Source organism: Lactobacillus sp. HBUAS51381, assembly GCF_012641095.1.
Taxonomy (GTDB): domain Bacteria; phylum Bacillota; class Bacilli; order Lactobacillales; family Lactobacillaceae; genus Levilactobacillus.
Genome location: NZ_JAAVSC010000005.1, coordinates 16,316 through 32,470, shown reverse-complemented (window position 1 = coordinate 32,470; position 16,155 = coordinate 16,316). Strand labels below are relative to the sequence as shown.

The window sequence follows — 16,155 nt, the reverse complement described above, 5'->3', positions numbered from 1 at the left end:
TGTGAAATCTAGAATGATATTTTTAAGTAGCATGGCCATTGGGCTGGGGTTGTTGTTTGGGGGAACTGGGGTTACGGCGCAGGCGGTTATGACCAATGATCAAATCTTGCAGACCGCCCCTAAAGGTGTTGAAATCGATGATTATTTCAGTACTGGGAACATCACTGGCAATGCTGCACAGATTAGTGCTACAGGCGTTGGCAAACGCCAAGCCGTTAACTTGACTAATGGTCCTAATCAAGCTGGGGCAATTTGGGTAAGTGATGCTGCACGGATGAATCTTAATGAGGATCAAACGGTCTCAATGTGGATGTACTTTGGCGACGGGCGCTTTTCCTCTTCTAGTGGTGATGGAATGGCTTTTGTTCTTCAGAATGATAGTAATGGGGTCAACGCTATTGCCAAGAAGGCAGACGGAACGCCTGCTTCAGGTCAATCGATGGGGGTTTGGGGAACGGACTCTCGCACGGATATGACGAAGTCAGTTGATACGAGTGCCATCGCCCGACTGGCCATTCAAAACAGTTGGGCAGTGGAGTTTGATACGACCTCTAACCGTGATATCCTACCCACGACTTCTCAGGCTAATGCGATTACTACATTGGCTAGGGGACCCGTGTCAAACTTTGATCGAGACGTGTTTGGCCCTCATGTGGCTTCAAACTTTCCGGGACAAGCTGCAACTTATCGTAGTAATCAGGTGTCTAATTACTACTATACTTCGATGGTTCATGAGGGGGTGTTAGAAGCAAATAAAAAGGGTGTCTTCACTTTCTTAGATGCCGGCTGGTGGCGTCACGTGACGCTGAAGTGGGACAGCTATAAGCACACGATGACGTACAGTTATAATGATCGTACGCCCGTAGCTGGTGAAGAACCACTGTCAGCAACGTCGGCTGAGACACAAAAACAGACGTTTACGAGTAGTGTTAATATCGACCCTGCTAAGGATCTAAACGTGGGTTCCGACGGTCTGGTTCGCTGGGGGTTCACGGGGTCTACAGGGAGTGCAAGTAGCAGTCAAAAGTTGGAAAACAATATTGTAGTCTTTGATCAGGTTCCCGGATTGGTCGATGCCGATGTTACCGCAAGTCTAGTTGACAATTCACAGGGCAATAAAAATATCGATGACGCGAGTGATGTGGTTTATACTGGCGATCAGATGACACTGCGCTATCACCTAAATTACAAGAGTGGCCGGGATTCTTGGCAAAATATTCAGTATAAGTTGAATTTACCTGGCGGAATTGAATACAGTTCAGCCAAAATCACCTACGATGATGGTAAACAAGCGACCGGCAATGATTCGGAAACTGTGAATATTAAGGGACAATCAGTGAGTGAAACCTTGGCCAGAAATTTATCCAATAACACAGACGCTGGTGAAACTAACGGGGCCACGATTACTTTGACGGGAATTGCTACTAGTAGTACGGCAACGGCGAGCTCGCCAGAAAACATTGCGGCCACAACCAGTAGGTTTGAAGGAGCGAACGCGATTACTCAGGCAACTCTTAACGGCTTCCAGATTAAGCCTAGGGATAGTATTATGACGATGGCTTTGACCGGCAAGAACATTACGCCAGGTACTAACAACCAAGCTGGGGCAGAAAACTTGAAGACAGCGGCCGATGTCACAGTTACCGGCGAGATTGAGTATAGGACCATTACGGGGGCGCCCGTAGTTGGAAAGAAGATTACGGTACGTCCACGCTATAATGGTACGAGTGTATTGACGTCGGTTGTTGCGACGGATGAAGGCGGTAACGGACTCTATAAGTTTAGCTATACCATTTCGGCGAGTGATTTGAAAAGTGGAAGTAAAAACATTATTGAGCTATCCGCAACGGATGCAGCTACCAACTTGAGTGCCGCAAATAGTTTGAAGTACGCGATTACCTTAGAAGGAACCAAGAGTATTTCTGTTGAGCAGCAATCATCGTTCAATACCGAAAAGATAACAGGAGCGGCAATGCATCTACAGGCAGATAGGAATAAATGGTCGGTTAAGGTCTACGACTCGATAGGAAAAGGTGATCACTGGACGCTTCAAGCCAGTGCAACGCCATGGAAACGATCACAGAGCGATTCTCTGGATGATCACCTAAGCTTAAACTACATTGGTGCTGACCATAAGGAGAATAGCTTAACCCAAAGTGCCGTTAATATCGAGACACATACGACGAAATCTGATGATGATGTGTTTGAAGTCACTAGTTTGTGGAATGATAGTCGGGGGCTTTTCCTCGATGTGAATCCTGCGGTGGCTGAGGGAGAGTATACGAGTAAAATTTCCTGGATACTTGCTGATGTGGAGAATGTATCATAGAATTTAGTTATTTTGTAGCCAGTTGGATAGTCCGACTGGCTTTTTAAGTGACATAAAAATAAAAGAATCCTTGTATACTTATCTGCTAAAAGCTGGATGGGATTTAGATGCCTTTTCGTTTATAAATACAGTTATATCAATCCTTTTGAATCCACTTTTTAAAGTAAATATGCTACACTAAGATGTGAACGACTTTTGCCTGACTAGGTCGGGATTGTCGAGTAGATTGTTTTCTTGAGAAGGGCATAGAGATGGCTTGATTTTCAGTAGAATCAGAAAAGACGGCTTTACCAGAGAAAATCGGGATTAATAGTGTAAAAAACGCTGTGTTCACCCCATACTATCCAAAGGGAGAACACAACGTGATTTAGTTAAGCCAGTGCCGCCAGCCAAGCCGGCAACGCAGCCGCTAATTCCCGATAAGTTAGTTCAAATTTGTGGGTGTACCACGGATCATCAATGGCCTCGCCCGTGCGACCGGGTAGAATGTCGAGGCAGAGCTTCACTTTGGCGGCATCGGTCGCATTGGGAGCCATGCGTTGCAAGTTCGCCACGTTGGCGTGGTCCATGGTGATGATGGTATCCGCCCAGTCGAAGTCTTCTGCCGTAATCGGCCGGGAACGGTGGTCACTGGCGTCTAAGCCGTGCGCCCGCAACGCTTTGAGCGCGCCCGGATGCGGGGGATTACCTTCCTCTTCGGGACTCGTGGCCACGGAAGCGACTGCGAATTGCGACGTCAAATGGCGTTGTTTTAGCAAGTCGTTGAAGATGGCCTCGGCCATGGGGGAACGACAGATGTTGCCTAAGCAAACAAAAAGCACGTGTTGCATTGGGAAACCTCCTAATTATTGGTAAAGTCAGACTGACTTGTTGGCGTCTGAAATCACCTTTTGTTATGATGAGTGTACCAGAAATTTTGAGAAGGAGTGACCGAAATGGCCTGGATTATCTTAATTGTCGTCTTAGCACTTTTAGTCCTGTGGTACGTCAGTGCTTACAACGGCTTGATTAAAACCCGGACGTATGTGCAGGAATCCTGGAGTCAGATTGACGTGCAGCTCAAACGGCGTAACGATCTGATTCCCAACTTGGTGTCAACGACCAAGGGGTATGCAAACTATGAACAAGGAACGTTGAAGAAAGTGGTCGAATTGCGGAATCAATTAACGGCCATTCCCGCCGATGACCATCAACAAACGATGGCCGTATCGAATCAACTGTCAACCACGTTACGGTCACTTTTTGCCTTGTCCGAAAACTATCCGGATCTGAAGGCGAACACGCAGTTTAAGGAATTAATGGAAGAATTAACCAACACCGAAAACAAGATTGCGTATTCTCGCCAGTTGTATAACAGCTCCGTGGCCAGTCTGACGGTGAAGATTCAATCTTTCCCCAGCAATATTGTCGCCAAAATTCACCACTTTCAGGAGAGCGATTACCTACAAGTGCCTGAAGAAGAGAAGACCACGCCCAAGGTTAATTTTGACGAGTTTAATCAATCCGATAAGTAGGCGATAACATGTTATATGACCAAATAGCCATGAATAAGCGGCGAACAGGCTACGTCATGTTTGGCTTTGGACTGCTGGTACTGGCGATTGGGGCTGCTCTCGGCTACCTCTTCTGGAACAACTGGCAATCGGGTGCCGTGATTGCCTTAGTCGTTGCGCTGGTTTACATGCTCATCATGATTAGCCAATCGACCAACGTGGTCATGAGCATGAACCATGCCCGCGAGATTACCGATGTGAGCCAAGCCCCCCAGTTGTGGCACATGATTGAGGATATGGCACTGGTCGGTAAAGTTCCCATGCCGCGGGTCTTCATCATTGATGATCCGAGTCCCAATGCCTTTGCGACGGGGAATAGCCCTGAGAAGTCGGCCGTGGCTGTGACCACGGGGATTCTCCAACGCTTAAACCGTGAGGAACTCGAGGGCGTCATCGGTCATGAGATCTCCCACGTGCGGAACTACGATATTCGGCTCCAAACCATCGCTTTAGCCCTATCCGCGGCCATTGGGATGCTGGTGAACTTTGCCAGCAACTGGCTATGGTGGGGTGGCGGTCGCCGGCGCGATGATGATCGTGATTCGGCTGGCAACGTGATTGTGATCGTGATTTCCATTGTGCTGGTGATCTTGGCACCACTGGCGGCTAGCATCGCCCAGATGGCCTTGTCACGGAACCGTGAGTATCTCGCGGACGCCTCTAGCGTTGAATTAACGCGGAATCCACAAGGACTGATTAACGCGTTACGTAAGATTGACGATAGCGAGCCCATGAAGGCGGCCGATCCGAACAGTTCGGCGCTGTATATCGGCGATCCATTTAAGCACAAACGCCGGTTGGGTGATTTGTTTTCAACGCATCCGCCAATTGCTGATCGGATTGCGCGACTTGAGAAAATGTAAAAATAAAGTAGCAGTTTTTGCACCCGTTTCGTAGTACAATTAACAATGAGACTAGGGGAAAGAGTGTAAGCATATGCGCGGAAATTTTGTGTACTTAAGTTTGGAACCCGTGACGAATATGATCTATTCGTTGGGAATATCACCAGCAGATTTTTTAAATGGGATTCCGGCGATCCCCAATCAGCTGCTTTTGCTGAACGCGGAATCGGGGAGCGATGTGGAGATTAATCCCCACACGCGCCTCATGACGGTTACGGGGCAGACCCAGATTCGGCGGTATCTTTTGGCGAAGCATGAGCATGCGGTCAAATGGTTAGATTACGCGCATGGCGATGATCTCGACTTTCTCTTGCCCGGTGAAATTGCCGAATTGCTTTACTTGGCACACATGGAGACCCACATTCGAACGCCATTTTACGCCAAGTTACAGAATAATTATGCCTATTTAACCCTGCGTGATGGGTTTTACAAGACGTATTACCGGAATTTGCCGGACTTCGATCACGTCTTAGAGGTAAGCATCAAACGCCATCTACGGGCCATGCACAACAACCGGTGGGTCTTTGCGCGGCCGTTGGCGATCAGCGATGTCCCGCATGAAGTCTTGCTTCAGTTAATCCAGGGCCTGCTGGATGGCATGATCATTGCCTTTGATCAGTTGGTTGAACGGCACCGGATCTATGTGATTCCGGTGCGCGCCATCACCCATCCAGAGCGGCAAAACACCTGGTATACGCAGGAAGAAGTGTATGCGGATTCCCGTGAGGTGGCCAGTCTGCGTTACGATCTCACCACGCGTGAATGGGCTTTGAGTATTCACGATAATCAGGTCTTTAGTGATGTTAAGGATCTTATCTAATGTCAATCAACCAACCACTGGTGGTCACGCGATCACTGGTGGTTTTGTGGCCTCATGGGCGGCGTTACGCCGATGGGGAGCTGAAATAAGCGAACGATCAAACGAGGCCATCCCGGCGATCGTTAGCGGATCAATGGATTTTATCGCGAGTTTTAATTTGGGATCGTGGAATTCATGGTATAATGAGTTTCAGTATTTTATTTCGACCGTAACTGGAGAGTTGACGACTCTTCAGAAATTAATTTGAGACGGGGGAGTCTTGCACTCTGCCCGTTACATAGGAGCATAAAACATGAAGATGCAGCTTTCTGAAATTGCTCATGCAGTGGGAGCAATTAATGATTTCGAACAATGGCGCAGTGTCAGTGTCACGAGTGTAGCTTTTGACAGTCGACACCTTCAGCCAGGTGGACTCTTTATTCCACTAACTGGGGAGCAGGATGGCCATCAGTTCATTCAGTCTGCCATTGATCATGGCGCTGCCGCAACGTTGTGGGCCCGTGACTTAGCGACCGCTCCCGCTAACTTTCCTGTGATTCAGGTTGCAGATTCGTTGAAGGCCCTGCAGGCGTTGGCACAGTATTATCTGACCAAGATCAATCCGCGCGTGGTAGCCGTCACTGGGAGTAATGGGAAGACAACCACTAAGGATATGATTGCCAGCATTCTTGCCACCCAATTTAACGTGACCAAGACCCATGCCAACTTTAACAATGAGATCGGCGTGCCCATGACGGTGCTGTCCATGGAACCCAACACCGAGATGTTGGTCGTTGAAATGGGCATGGATCGGCCGGGACAACTCGACTTCCTGAGTCACCTGGTTGCGCCGGACATCGCCGTGATTACGATGATTGGGGAAGCCCACATCGAATTCTTTGGGACGCGGGATAAGATTGCGGATGCCAAGATGGAGATTACCCACGGTCTCAGTGAAGACGGCATCCTCGTCTACAATGGGGACGAACCGTTGTTGCGCGAACGGACTCAGGACCTGAATCTCCAGCAACACACCTTTGGCCAGCAAACTGACGATGAACTCTTTGCGACCAAGATTGCGGGAACCGCGACGGACACGACGTTCACCACGAATCTCTGGCCGGACAAGACCTTCAGTATCCCTATGATTGGGACGTACAACGTCAATAATGCGCTGGCGGCTCTGGCCGTGGCGAACGTTTACCGCATTCGTCCGGAGAACGCACAGCGGGCACTCAGCACCGTTAATCTGACCGAGAACCGGGCAGAATGGGTGAAGGGGACCGCTGGTGAAGATATTCTCAGTGATGTGTACAACTCCAATCCCACGGCCGTGAAACAGGTCTTAGCGGCCTTCTCGCAGACCCCGGTTACCGGTAAGCGTTACGTGGTGCTGGGCGATATGCTCGAGCTGGGGATGCAAGCGGACACGATGCACGCCGATTTGGCGACGGCGATTGATCCAACGAAGATCAGTCACGTTTATTTAGTGGGGTCACACATGGTGGCGCTGCAACGGCGTTTAGCGCAGGAAAAGCCCAATCTGGCGGTGACCCATTTTGCCGCGGATGCCTTGCCAGCGCTTACATCAGCCCTTCAAGACGTGCTGACTGCGGACGATCAGATTTTATTAAAGGGATCTCACGGCATTCATTTGGAGCAAGTATTAGCGGCGTTACAGGATTCCCATGAAAATTCATGAAAATAATAAGCAATTCTCACAAGTCGTGGGAGTTGCTTATTTTGTTTCACCGTTGTATGATGGCTTAGTTGCTTATTTAGCGAAGCAAACATACCCCGCGTTAGCCAATCATTCATCGCATCACGGAAAACGGATTTTTTCCAAGATTTATGAGGCACTGGCGCGATGCACCTATTAGGAGGAAATTATTTTTGAAGTTTAAAGAACTGGGTCTTTCTGAAGACCTACTGAAGGCTGTTACGACAGCAGGTTACGAAGAAGCGACCCCAATTCAAGCCGAGACAATCCCCATGGTTTTGGCGGGTCAAGACGTTATTGGACAAGCCCAAACCGGGACCGGGAAGACTGCGGCATTTGCCTTACCAATTCTTGAAAAGATTGATAAGAAGAACGAAAATGTACAAGCGCTAGTTGTTTCCCCAACACGGGAACTGGCGATTCAAACCCAAGAAGAAATTTATAAATTAGGCCGGAATGAACGGGCAAACGTCCAAGTCGTTTACGGTGGTGCTGACATCCGTCGGCAAATCAAATCCTTAAAGAACCACCCACAAGTTGTTGTGGGGACGCCAGGTCGGTTACTTGACCACATCCGGCGTCACACCTTAAAGCTGGATCATGTTCAGATGTTAGTGCTGGATGAAGCCGATGAAATGTTAAACATGGGCTTCCTGGACGACATCGAAGACATCATCAAGCAATTGCCAGAGAAGCGCCAAACCATGCTCTTCTCCGCAACGATGCCACCAGAAATCAAGCGGGTTGGGGTGCAATTCATGCAAGACCCTAAGCACGTGAAGATTAAGGCCAAGGAATTAACGACCGACTTGATCGATCAATTCTACGTCCGTTCTCGTGACTTCGAGAAGTTCGATATCATGACGCGGTTCTTCGATGTTCAAGATCCCGATTTGACAATCGTCTTCACGCGGACGAAGCGCCGGGTTGACGAAATTGCCAGTGGATTACAAGCCCGGGGCTACAATGCTGCCGGAATCCACGGGGACCTGACGCAAAAGCGCCGGACCCAAATCATGAACGAATTCCGTCATGGTAAGTTGGACATCTTAGTCGCAACGGACGTGGCTGCCCGGGGGATCGATATCAACGATGTCACCCACGTGTACAACTACGATATTCCACAAGATCCAGACAGTTACGTTCACCGTGTCGGTCGGACTGGCCGTGCCGGGAAGCATGGGGTTTCCATGACTTTCGTGACGCCTAACGAAATGGACTACTTGCGTGAAATCGAAAAGCTGACGAAGGTGCGGATGCTGCCTTTGAAGCCGCCTTCGGATGAAGAAGCTCTGGTGAGTCAACTGGGTGCAGCGAAGGAAACGATCGCTGATCTCGTGAACAAGACGGATACTGAAAAGTATGCGAAGACGGCGGAAAGCCTGTTGGCGCAATACGATGCTGAAGACTTGGTTGCCGCTCTGTTGAACGACTTAACCAAGGACAACAACAATCAAGTGCCCGTTAAGATTACGCCAGAACGGCCATTACCTAAGCGTGGTGGCAAGCGTCATGGCGGTGGCGGCTACCATCACGGTGGTGGTAACCGTCGCGGCGGCAATGGCGGTGGCTACCGTCATCGTCAAGACCGTCGTGGCAACGGTGATCACGGTCATGGACATGATTCACGCAATCATGATTCACGTGGTCGCGGTGGCGATCGCAATCGTCGCAGCAATAGTGGTCGGCGTTCCGAAGGTGGCCGTGGGTTCACCATTCGGAAAAAAGACTAATTTAAAGATAATTGATTAGAAGGAAGCAACGCTCGGTTAGGCAGACCGGGGGTTGCTTTTTCTTTTGACCAAAAGTTTAGAAGCTTGGATAAAGTTGTCAATTAAAGACGAAATCGTACAAACTGTAAATGGCCTATGTCATAACGGTACACTCTTCAGAAGGGCTGGCGGGATCGCGCGGACAAAAGTAAGAGATTGCCATAGAATCGGGAGTTAGCCGGTGTGATCACAAAAAAATGGTTTTAATCGTCTAAGTTAGAGGGGGTAAAGAACGGCGATATGACGGTGGCTTTTGCTTGGTTACGAAACGAATCACCCCACAAATCAATTTGTGAGTATATATTTTTAGTTGCGCTGAGTTTGAACGTGTGCTATTATTCTCTTATCGAAATGATATGAAATAACTAATCAGACGTATCTTCCCCCAGACACCCAACCACGGAGGTTAATCAGTATGGCTAATTATTTTGATTTACACGCTGCTTCTGCACTCGCCACTAAGCCGGGGCCATTTGTGACCATGACCTTGCCCGTTACGGGCGTTCCGGCAACCGATCGGACCCAATTCAACAGTCTACTTAAGCAAGGTAAACGCCGGCTGGAGGCTGTGGCCCCCAAGCGCCATTGGGCCGCCTATGAAGAATTCTTTGCGCCGTATGAGCACGGTCCACTGACGAATGGGAGTGCCCGTGGATTACTGATTATGGCGGGGGCCACGGACAGTTACCATTATTGGCTCCATACGGCCGTGGCGCCCACGGTGACGGTGACGTATCAGCCCAACGTTCTACCGATTCTGCAGTCTCGCGATACGACCAGTGATTATGACCTCCTGCTATTGGATAGTCGGGGCTTCGAATTCGCACAAGTTCGGGATGGGCGACCGGAGTTGGTTAATCTTCCCGTCGATGCTCCCACCACGCTGGAGAAAGCGTTGGGTAGCGAACTGCGCGATCGGGGACGGTGGCAACGTTCCGCGGGTGACAGTACCCATTACAGCGGCACGGGAACACTGGATGCCAGCAAGGCGGCCGACCAACGCAACTATTTCATGGCGGTGGACGCTTACGTTAGCCAACAGTTTTCTAACGTCAATCAGGTGCCCTTGATCTTGGTTGCCGGTGCGAATAACCAAGGAAACTTTCGGAAGCTATCGCAGAACGCGTATTTAGATGCTAACGTGCGGGTCGTCCAGAATCCCAATTTAGCCGCGGCTAATCAGACGTTGGTGGCGTTAATGGTCGGCGTGAACGACCAACGCCATGTTCAGGCGAACCAGATTCGACAGGATGCCTATGATAAGATGCGCCAGCAGAAACAAGTGGTTCAGGATTTGGGTGCGTTGGCGACGGCGGCGGTTCAAGGTCAGCTGACCAAACTGTGGATTCAAGACGATGCCTTTCAATCGGGTCACCTAACGGAGAGTGGGGACGTGATGACGGCGACGGCCTTAAGTCGGCAGAATAACTTGTACAACGACCTCGCGTTGCTAGTCTCGCAGCGTGGTGGGCAGGTCGAGGTACTCCCGGCAGCTGCGATGCCAACCCGCAGTCCGATTGCCGCGCAGCTCCGGATCAGAGAGTCCGTGCAGCTGTAAACCGTGCTGATTGGCACAATCGCGTATGTCCAAAACCGGTGGAACCACCAATCACGGTGGCCCGCCGGTTTTTAGTGTCGGGTAACGAAATTGTCTGCTGGCCGCCTTGCCGTTCGCCAAAGTCTGGGCTGGAACGCTGGGGAAGGACGGACCAAGCCGAAGAGCGGTCTTGGTCCTCGCTTGGAACCGCCAAAGATCGGCGTTTCCAAGTCGCCGAGTAATGACTGGTAGCCCGCCAGTCATAACTCCCCCGGCTGAGCCCAGATTTGGCTCACTCACGGCTACATTAATTGTGAAAGTAAAATTTGACGTACCGTGATTAGTGCTGTGCTGGCCGTGCTCCCCGCGTTTTAGCCGCAGGAAGCCAGGGATGGAGCCGGCCGTGCACGTGAAGTTAGCTGGCGGTTTTTTAGCCAGGTTACTTCACTGGACGTGTTTGGAAACGTGGTTTGCGGCTCCAAACCGAGGGGAGAGACCGCCCTGTGTCTCTCACCGGTCCCACAGCAGGCGGATTCCCTGGCAGCCGGAGGCGAACGGTAAGGCGGCCCACAACGGCCAACGAGAAGAAATTGCGATTAGTTTATATTTTCCCAAACCGATTAAGTATTGGGGGTCAATTTGTCAGGGCTGTGCTAAAATATAACCTAGACATTATAGAGAGGTGACATCATGATCTACGGAACTGGTATTGATATTACCGATTTGGCACGGGTTAAGGCGGTTGTGGAAAAGCAACCGCGGTTTTTGCAGCGGGTCTTAACCCCCGGTGAATTGGCCGATTATCACAAGTTACGGGGTGGTCGGGCGGTTGAATTTATCGCCGGACGATGGTCTGCCAAGGAATCGTACAGTAAGGCCATGGGAACGGGGATTGGTCGGGCCGTTGGCTTTCAGGATATTGAGATTCGGGACAACGCTGCGGGCCAGCCAATTGTGCGTCGGCAGCCCTTTGCGGGAATTGCCCACGTCTCCATCTCACATACGGCCACCGTGGTTATGACTCAGGTTATCTTAGAAAGAGGGTAAGTGTCATGGTAGTTGGGGTACATCGTCCAACGCAACTGATCATTGATCGGTCTGCGCTACGGCACAATATTCACGCTGAAGTTGAGCGGTTAGATCAGAATTGTGAATTATTTATGGTGGTGAAGGCCAATGGTTATGGTCATGGCGCCATTCAGGTGGCACAAGCGGCCAAAGATGCCGGTGCGACCGGATTCTGTGTGGCCATTCTAGATGAAGCCTTGGAACTGCGGGCGGCGGGGTTCAATGAGCCCATCTTGATTCTCGGGGTGACGTCGCCGGCCGATGCGCCGTTGATGGCGGCGGAGAACATCTCCGTGACGGTGGCGGCGACGGACTGGTTAGCCGATGCCCAGGCTTATTTAGCACTGGCAACGTCCCTCACAGCGCCGTTACATGTCCATCTGGGTGTCGACACCGGGATGGGGCGGATTGGGTTCCGAACGGTGGCGGAATTAACAACCGCCGTTGACTTCTTGAAGGCCCACAGCGCGACGTTGGACTTCGAGGGAATTTTTACCCACTTTGCGACGGCCGACAGTCCCGATGACCGGTATTTCAAGCAACAGGTTGCCAAATGGCATGAACTAACTGATCCGTTACCGCGGCCGCGCTACGTCCACGTGTCCAATTCCGCAACGAGCCTGTGGCACGCAGATTGTAACGACAATATGATTCGTTTCGGGGTTTCGGGCTACGGGCTAAATCCTTCGGGAACGGCTATGACCTCACCTTATCCACTGGAACCAGCGATGAGCTTGACCAGCGAACTGGTCTTTAGCAAGCGGATCGCGGCCGGTGATTCGGTGGGTTATGGGGCCACTTACACGGCGACTCAGGATGAATGGGTCGGCACGGTGCCGATTGGGTACGCTGACGGCTATGAGCGGCGATTACAGGGTTTCCATGTCCTGATCGCGGGGCAGGCCTGTGAAATCATTGGGCGCGTCTGCATGGATCAACTGATGGTGCGTTTACCCCATGATTATTCGCGGGGCACGACGGTCACGTTAATTGGAAAAGATCAGGGTGCCGAGATTACCTTACAGGACGTCGCTGATTACTGTCAGACCATCCATTACGAGATCGCTTGTGGGTTTACCAGTCGTTTGCCGCGGCGGTATCTCAATTAATTCAGCGGGTTATAGTGTCCAGGGTTGCTTATTCGTGGTAAACTATATGAGTCGAGATGAATAAACAGCCTAGGAGGGAAATCATGATCCGCACACAGCAATTAAACCGACCAGCTTTACGGTTACACATTTCCAAACGCGTCCAACGTCAGGCGTTGGTGCCGCTACGGTCAGCTGCAGCTGATAAACTTTCGTTGATTGCCGGGTATCAGGCGATGGCCCTTATTAATCAGGATATTGCGCGTCTATTTACACCGTGTGAAGAAGAAGCAGAACGGTGCTTGACTCAGTATCGCAGAACACAATCACAACAATAAATTGAATAGCAGATAGGGGATGGCGGCCCATGGCCCGTGTTGAAGTCAAACGCGGTGATGTTTTCTTCGCCGACCTATCACCAGTCGTTGGTTCGGAACAGGGCGGCATGCGTCCCGTCTTAATTATCCAAAACAACGTGGGAAACCATTACAGTCCAACCGTAATTGTGGCGGCAATCACCGCCCGGATCGAGAAACCGAAGATGCCAACACACGTTGGCATCTCGGCGGAGCGAACCGGTATCGAGCGGGATTCCGTCATTTTGCTTGAACAGATCCGCACGATCGATAAACAGCGGTTGAAGGATCAGGTCACCCACTTGGATGTTAAGACGATGGCGTTGGTTGACGCCGCGTTAGCAACTAGCGTGGGTTTGGTGGATAAGTCGAAGAAAAAGCGGAATCGAAGTAACACCCGCACTACATAGAACCTTTAGTGACAGTTAAGTTCAGGACAACTTTGTTCTGGGCTTTTTTGTTTTCGCACAGCGAGGGAAAAGACAGGGCTTTGGCTTTTCCCGTCCTGCCCACAGCGTTCCAGACCGAATTTGGCGAACGGTAAGGCGACCAGCCTAGTTGGTGGCATGTTCGGAAGTGCAAAAAAAAGCCTGAGAATCATTTCCCAGGCTTCACAATCATTTTGATTTAGCTTTCGTGACGCAGGTCTTCAATTTCTGGAACATGGAATTCCTTACGTTCGAGGGCTTTAACAATCCGGTCTAACTTTTCTTCGTCGACTTCAGCGGGGAGGGTGAACATGGTCCGGTGAACCAATTCGCCTTCCTGGGCATCCAGACTGATGACGCTGGCAATCGAGGTGTACTTGGTAATGATCTTGGCCATCCCAGCCAAATCACCACGTTCACCGGCGGAAACGACGGTAATCACGTAACTGCCGATGTTGACGTTCCAGGATTGGGAGAGCATGTCCATCAACCGGGTATGCGTCAGAATCCCATAGAAGGCATTTTGATCATCTAACACGGCGATGTAAGGTAAATCCTTAATGGAGAAGAAGACGTTGAAGAAGGCGGCGTTAACCGAAATAAACTTCGTGGCGTTCTTCAGTAGTGATGTCACCGGGAGCTGCATGTCGCCGCCCCGGGATTTATGGCGATAAATGTGCATCTTATAAATGTTTCCCCGGAAGATCTGTCCGGTTTCATCCAGGATCGGCACACACCGATAGCCCGAGTCTTCTAAGACTTTCAGGGCTTGTTCCAGGGTGACGTCCTCGCGAACCGTAACTAACCGTTCTTTCGGTTTCACTAGGGATTTTAGCAGCATAACAGTGACCTCCTAAAAATTAGAAACTTCTAATAATCTCCCTTAATGATACCATAGTTTTCGCTACAAATGGTAGCACTTTTTGGTGAAAGCGAGATAAAGTTTTCGTAAAGGGGCCGGTACGTGGAAGCGCTTATCAAAAAAGCACGATCCAACCCAAAAGGGCGGATCGTGCTTGACTTAAAAATTCATTAGAAGACAATGACGGGCGTGCCGACACTGACGTTTTCGTAAACGGTCTTAATCTTGGAAGGTGGTGTGTTGACACAGCCGTGTGAGCCGTGTTTCTTGTACCACGTGCCACCGTATTGCGGTTGCCAGGATGAGTCGTGAATCCCGACGCCGGTGTCATCGATCGGCATCCAATACTTCACCTTGGAGGCGTAGTTGGAACCATTATCGTTTTGGCCGCGTAACGTGGTGTTGCGTTGCTTACTCCAAATGACCCAGACCCCAGTTGGCGTGTGATGCGCGGTCGTTGGGAGACCGGTTACCACATCCGTTGAGACCACGAGCTTGCCATTCTTGTAGACCCACATGTGCTGGTTGACTTTATCGACTTCCACGTAGGAACTGCCAATATCGGTACCATTACTGTGGTAGCCACTACCCTGAATAGCTGGGGTCCGTGACATGCCCTTGCCGGCTAAGACCAGCTTACTCAGGACGGGCGTCTCGGATTTCACCTTGATACTCCAGCCATACAGACCAGCGTTGACCTTGACCGTTCCCCGTTTGGTAGACTTAAAGGTCCGGGTCTTGTTGATGGTCCCATACTTGTGACTGAGCTTCGTCAGATAACCCCTAACGGCCGATGTGTTGGTCGTCAGCTTGCCATTCTTCAGCGTCAACCAACTGGCCAACGTTTCGGCCGGAATGGTGATTTTGTGACCACTTAACTTGTAAACGTAACTTTCCTTGGTAATCGCGGTTGCTTTGGCTTTGGCTGCCTTGAAGCTGGCGCTATTAACGGTGACCGCTGGCTTGATATAATCCTTAGAAACAGTGACGGTTTTTTCGCCTTTCTCGATGGCGTTGGTAATCGATGTAGCGACCTTGTCGGCATCTAACTGGTTACCCTTTTGTTCCTTAGTGACCACGTATTGGCCATTCTTGTAGGTGAACGTGGCACTCTTCGCGGCGGTTCGCGTCTTGTTTGCCTTGGCCGCAATCGTTGTGGCTAAAGCTTTGACACTTTGCTGATTCGCGTCGCTCGCGTTCAGCTCGATACTGTCGGCCGTGGCAGTTGTCACGTGCGCTGGCCAGGACCAGACATTTTGCTTGGCAATCAACTGTTTCAGGGCGGCTTTAGACGTCACCTTGAGATTGACTTTTTGCGTCTTAAACGTGGCGACTGTTTGACTGCCGTCCTTTAACGTCAATTGCTGATCCTTCAACGCAGATTTGAGTTTGGTGGCGGCTTGATCGGCGGTGCTCCCGCCGACATTGACCCCAGCAATCTCGGTATCCTTGAAGAAGACCTTGGCTGAGGAATAATGAACCGCTTGGCCCACGTAAATCGCACCAACCGCGATGATTGCGGTCGCGATGCCGATTATGAAGCCGGTTTTCTTTTTCATTGGGTATGACCTCCTAAAATAAGCCAGTGGCAAGAAAGTCGTTATCCTTAACGATCACGTACTAGCATAAACCTAGCTTACTTCAAACTACCTTAAATGACAATCGAGATGCCTGAATGGTAGCGGTTACAACACCGGTTTATTTTCTAATGTTAATATTTAAGATTGTTAGTGTTGACCGT

Annotated in this window: 14 protein-coding genes; 11 read left to right on the top strand and 3 right to left on the bottom strand. The window is 50.4% G+C overall.

Annotation, left to right across the window (positions count from 1 at the left end):
- The first annotated feature begins 1 nt into the window (after window position 1).
- Window positions 2–2,329, top strand: coding sequence for a hypothetical protein (locus HEQ50_RS02820; RefSeq protein ID WP_168899019.1), 2,328 nt, complete (start codon window positions 2–4; stop codon window positions 2,327–2,329).
- A gap of 371 nt (window positions 2,330–2,700) precedes the next feature.
- Here the strand turns inward: HEQ50_RS02820 and HEQ50_RS02815 are convergent, their stop codons facing one another.
- Window positions 2,701–3,159 (bottom strand): low molecular weight protein-tyrosine-phosphatase, encoded by a 459-nt coding sequence (locus HEQ50_RS02815; protein WP_168899018.1) that lies wholly within the window; start codon window positions 3,157–3,159, stop codon window positions 2,701–2,703.
- 105 nt (window positions 3,160–3,264) lie between these two features.
- Between HEQ50_RS02815 and HEQ50_RS02810 the strand changes: the two genes are divergently transcribed.
- From HEQ50_RS02810 to HEQ50_RS02765, 10 genes are all read left to right on the top strand, one after another.
- Window positions 3,265–3,843: a LemA family protein gene (locus HEQ50_RS02810; protein WP_168899017.1), complete on the top strand. Its 579-nt coding sequence runs from the start codon at window positions 3,265–3,267 to the stop codon at window positions 3,841–3,843.
- An 8-nt stretch (window positions 3,844–3,851) separates the two neighbouring features.
- Entirely contained in the window at window positions 3,852–4,745 is an 894-nt protein-coding gene (gene htpX / locus HEQ50_RS02805) for a zinc metalloprotease HtpX (RefSeq protein WP_168899016.1), read from the top strand.
- A 73-nt stretch (window positions 4,746–4,818) separates the two neighbouring features.
- Window positions 4,819–5,604, top strand: coding sequence for a hypothetical protein (locus tag HEQ50_RS02800; protein WP_168899015.1), 786 nt, complete (start codon window positions 4,819–4,821; stop codon window positions 5,602–5,604).
- 292 nt (window positions 5,605–5,896) lie between these two features.
- Complete coding sequence (gene murF / locus HEQ50_RS02795; protein WP_168899014.1) at window positions 5,897–7,285, top strand: UDP-N-acetylmuramoyl-tripeptide--D-alanyl-D-alanine ligase; 1,389 nt, start codon at window positions 5,897–5,899, stop codon at window positions 7,283–7,285.
- Window positions 7,286–7,476: 191 nt separating this feature from the next.
- Window positions 7,477–9,036 (top strand): DEAD/DEAH box helicase, encoded by a 1,560-nt coding sequence (locus HEQ50_RS02790; RefSeq protein ID WP_168899013.1) that lies wholly within the window; start codon window positions 7,477–7,479, stop codon window positions 9,034–9,036.
- 454 nt (window positions 9,037–9,490) lie between these two features.
- Entirely contained in the window at window positions 9,491–10,633 is a 1,143-nt protein-coding gene (locus tag HEQ50_RS02785; RefSeq protein WP_168899012.1) for a hypothetical protein, read from the top strand.
- Between the two features lie 669 nt (window positions 10,634–11,302).
- Window positions 11,303–11,659: a holo-ACP synthase gene (gene acpS, locus HEQ50_RS02780; protein WP_168899011.1), complete on the top strand. Its 357-nt coding sequence runs from the start codon at window positions 11,303–11,305 to the stop codon at window positions 11,657–11,659.
- A gap of 5 nt (window positions 11,660–11,664) precedes the next feature.
- Window positions 11,665–12,789, top strand: a complete 1,125-nt coding sequence (gene alr / locus HEQ50_RS02775; protein ID WP_168899010.1) for an alanine racemase — start codon at window positions 11,665–11,667, stop codon at window positions 12,787–12,789.
- Window positions 12,790–12,872: 83 nt separating this feature from the next.
- A complete protein-coding gene (locus HEQ50_RS02770) occupies window positions 12,873–13,106 on the top strand; it encodes a hypothetical protein (RefSeq protein ID WP_168899009.1) in 234 nt (77 codons plus the stop codon).
- Between the two features lie 29 nt (window positions 13,107–13,135).
- A complete protein-coding gene (locus HEQ50_RS02765; RefSeq protein WP_168899008.1) occupies window positions 13,136–13,534 on the top strand; it encodes a type II toxin-antitoxin system PemK/MazF family toxin in 399 nt (132 codons plus the stop codon).
- Window positions 13,535–13,751: 217 nt separating this feature from the next.
- On the opposite strand, the gene cbpA is transcribed toward HEQ50_RS02765, so the two are convergent.
- A complete protein-coding gene (cbpA, locus tag HEQ50_RS02760; RefSeq protein WP_020090453.1) occupies window positions 13,752–14,393 on the bottom strand; it encodes a cyclic di-AMP binding protein CbpA in 642 nt (213 codons plus the stop codon).
- Between the two features lie 191 nt (window positions 14,394–14,584).
- On the bottom strand, window positions 14,585–15,973 hold the full coding sequence (locus tag HEQ50_RS02755) for a L,D-transpeptidase family protein (RefSeq protein WP_168899007.1): 1,389 nt from the start codon (window positions 15,971–15,973) through the stop codon (window positions 14,585–14,587).
- Window positions 15,974–16,155: the final 182 nt, after the last annotated feature.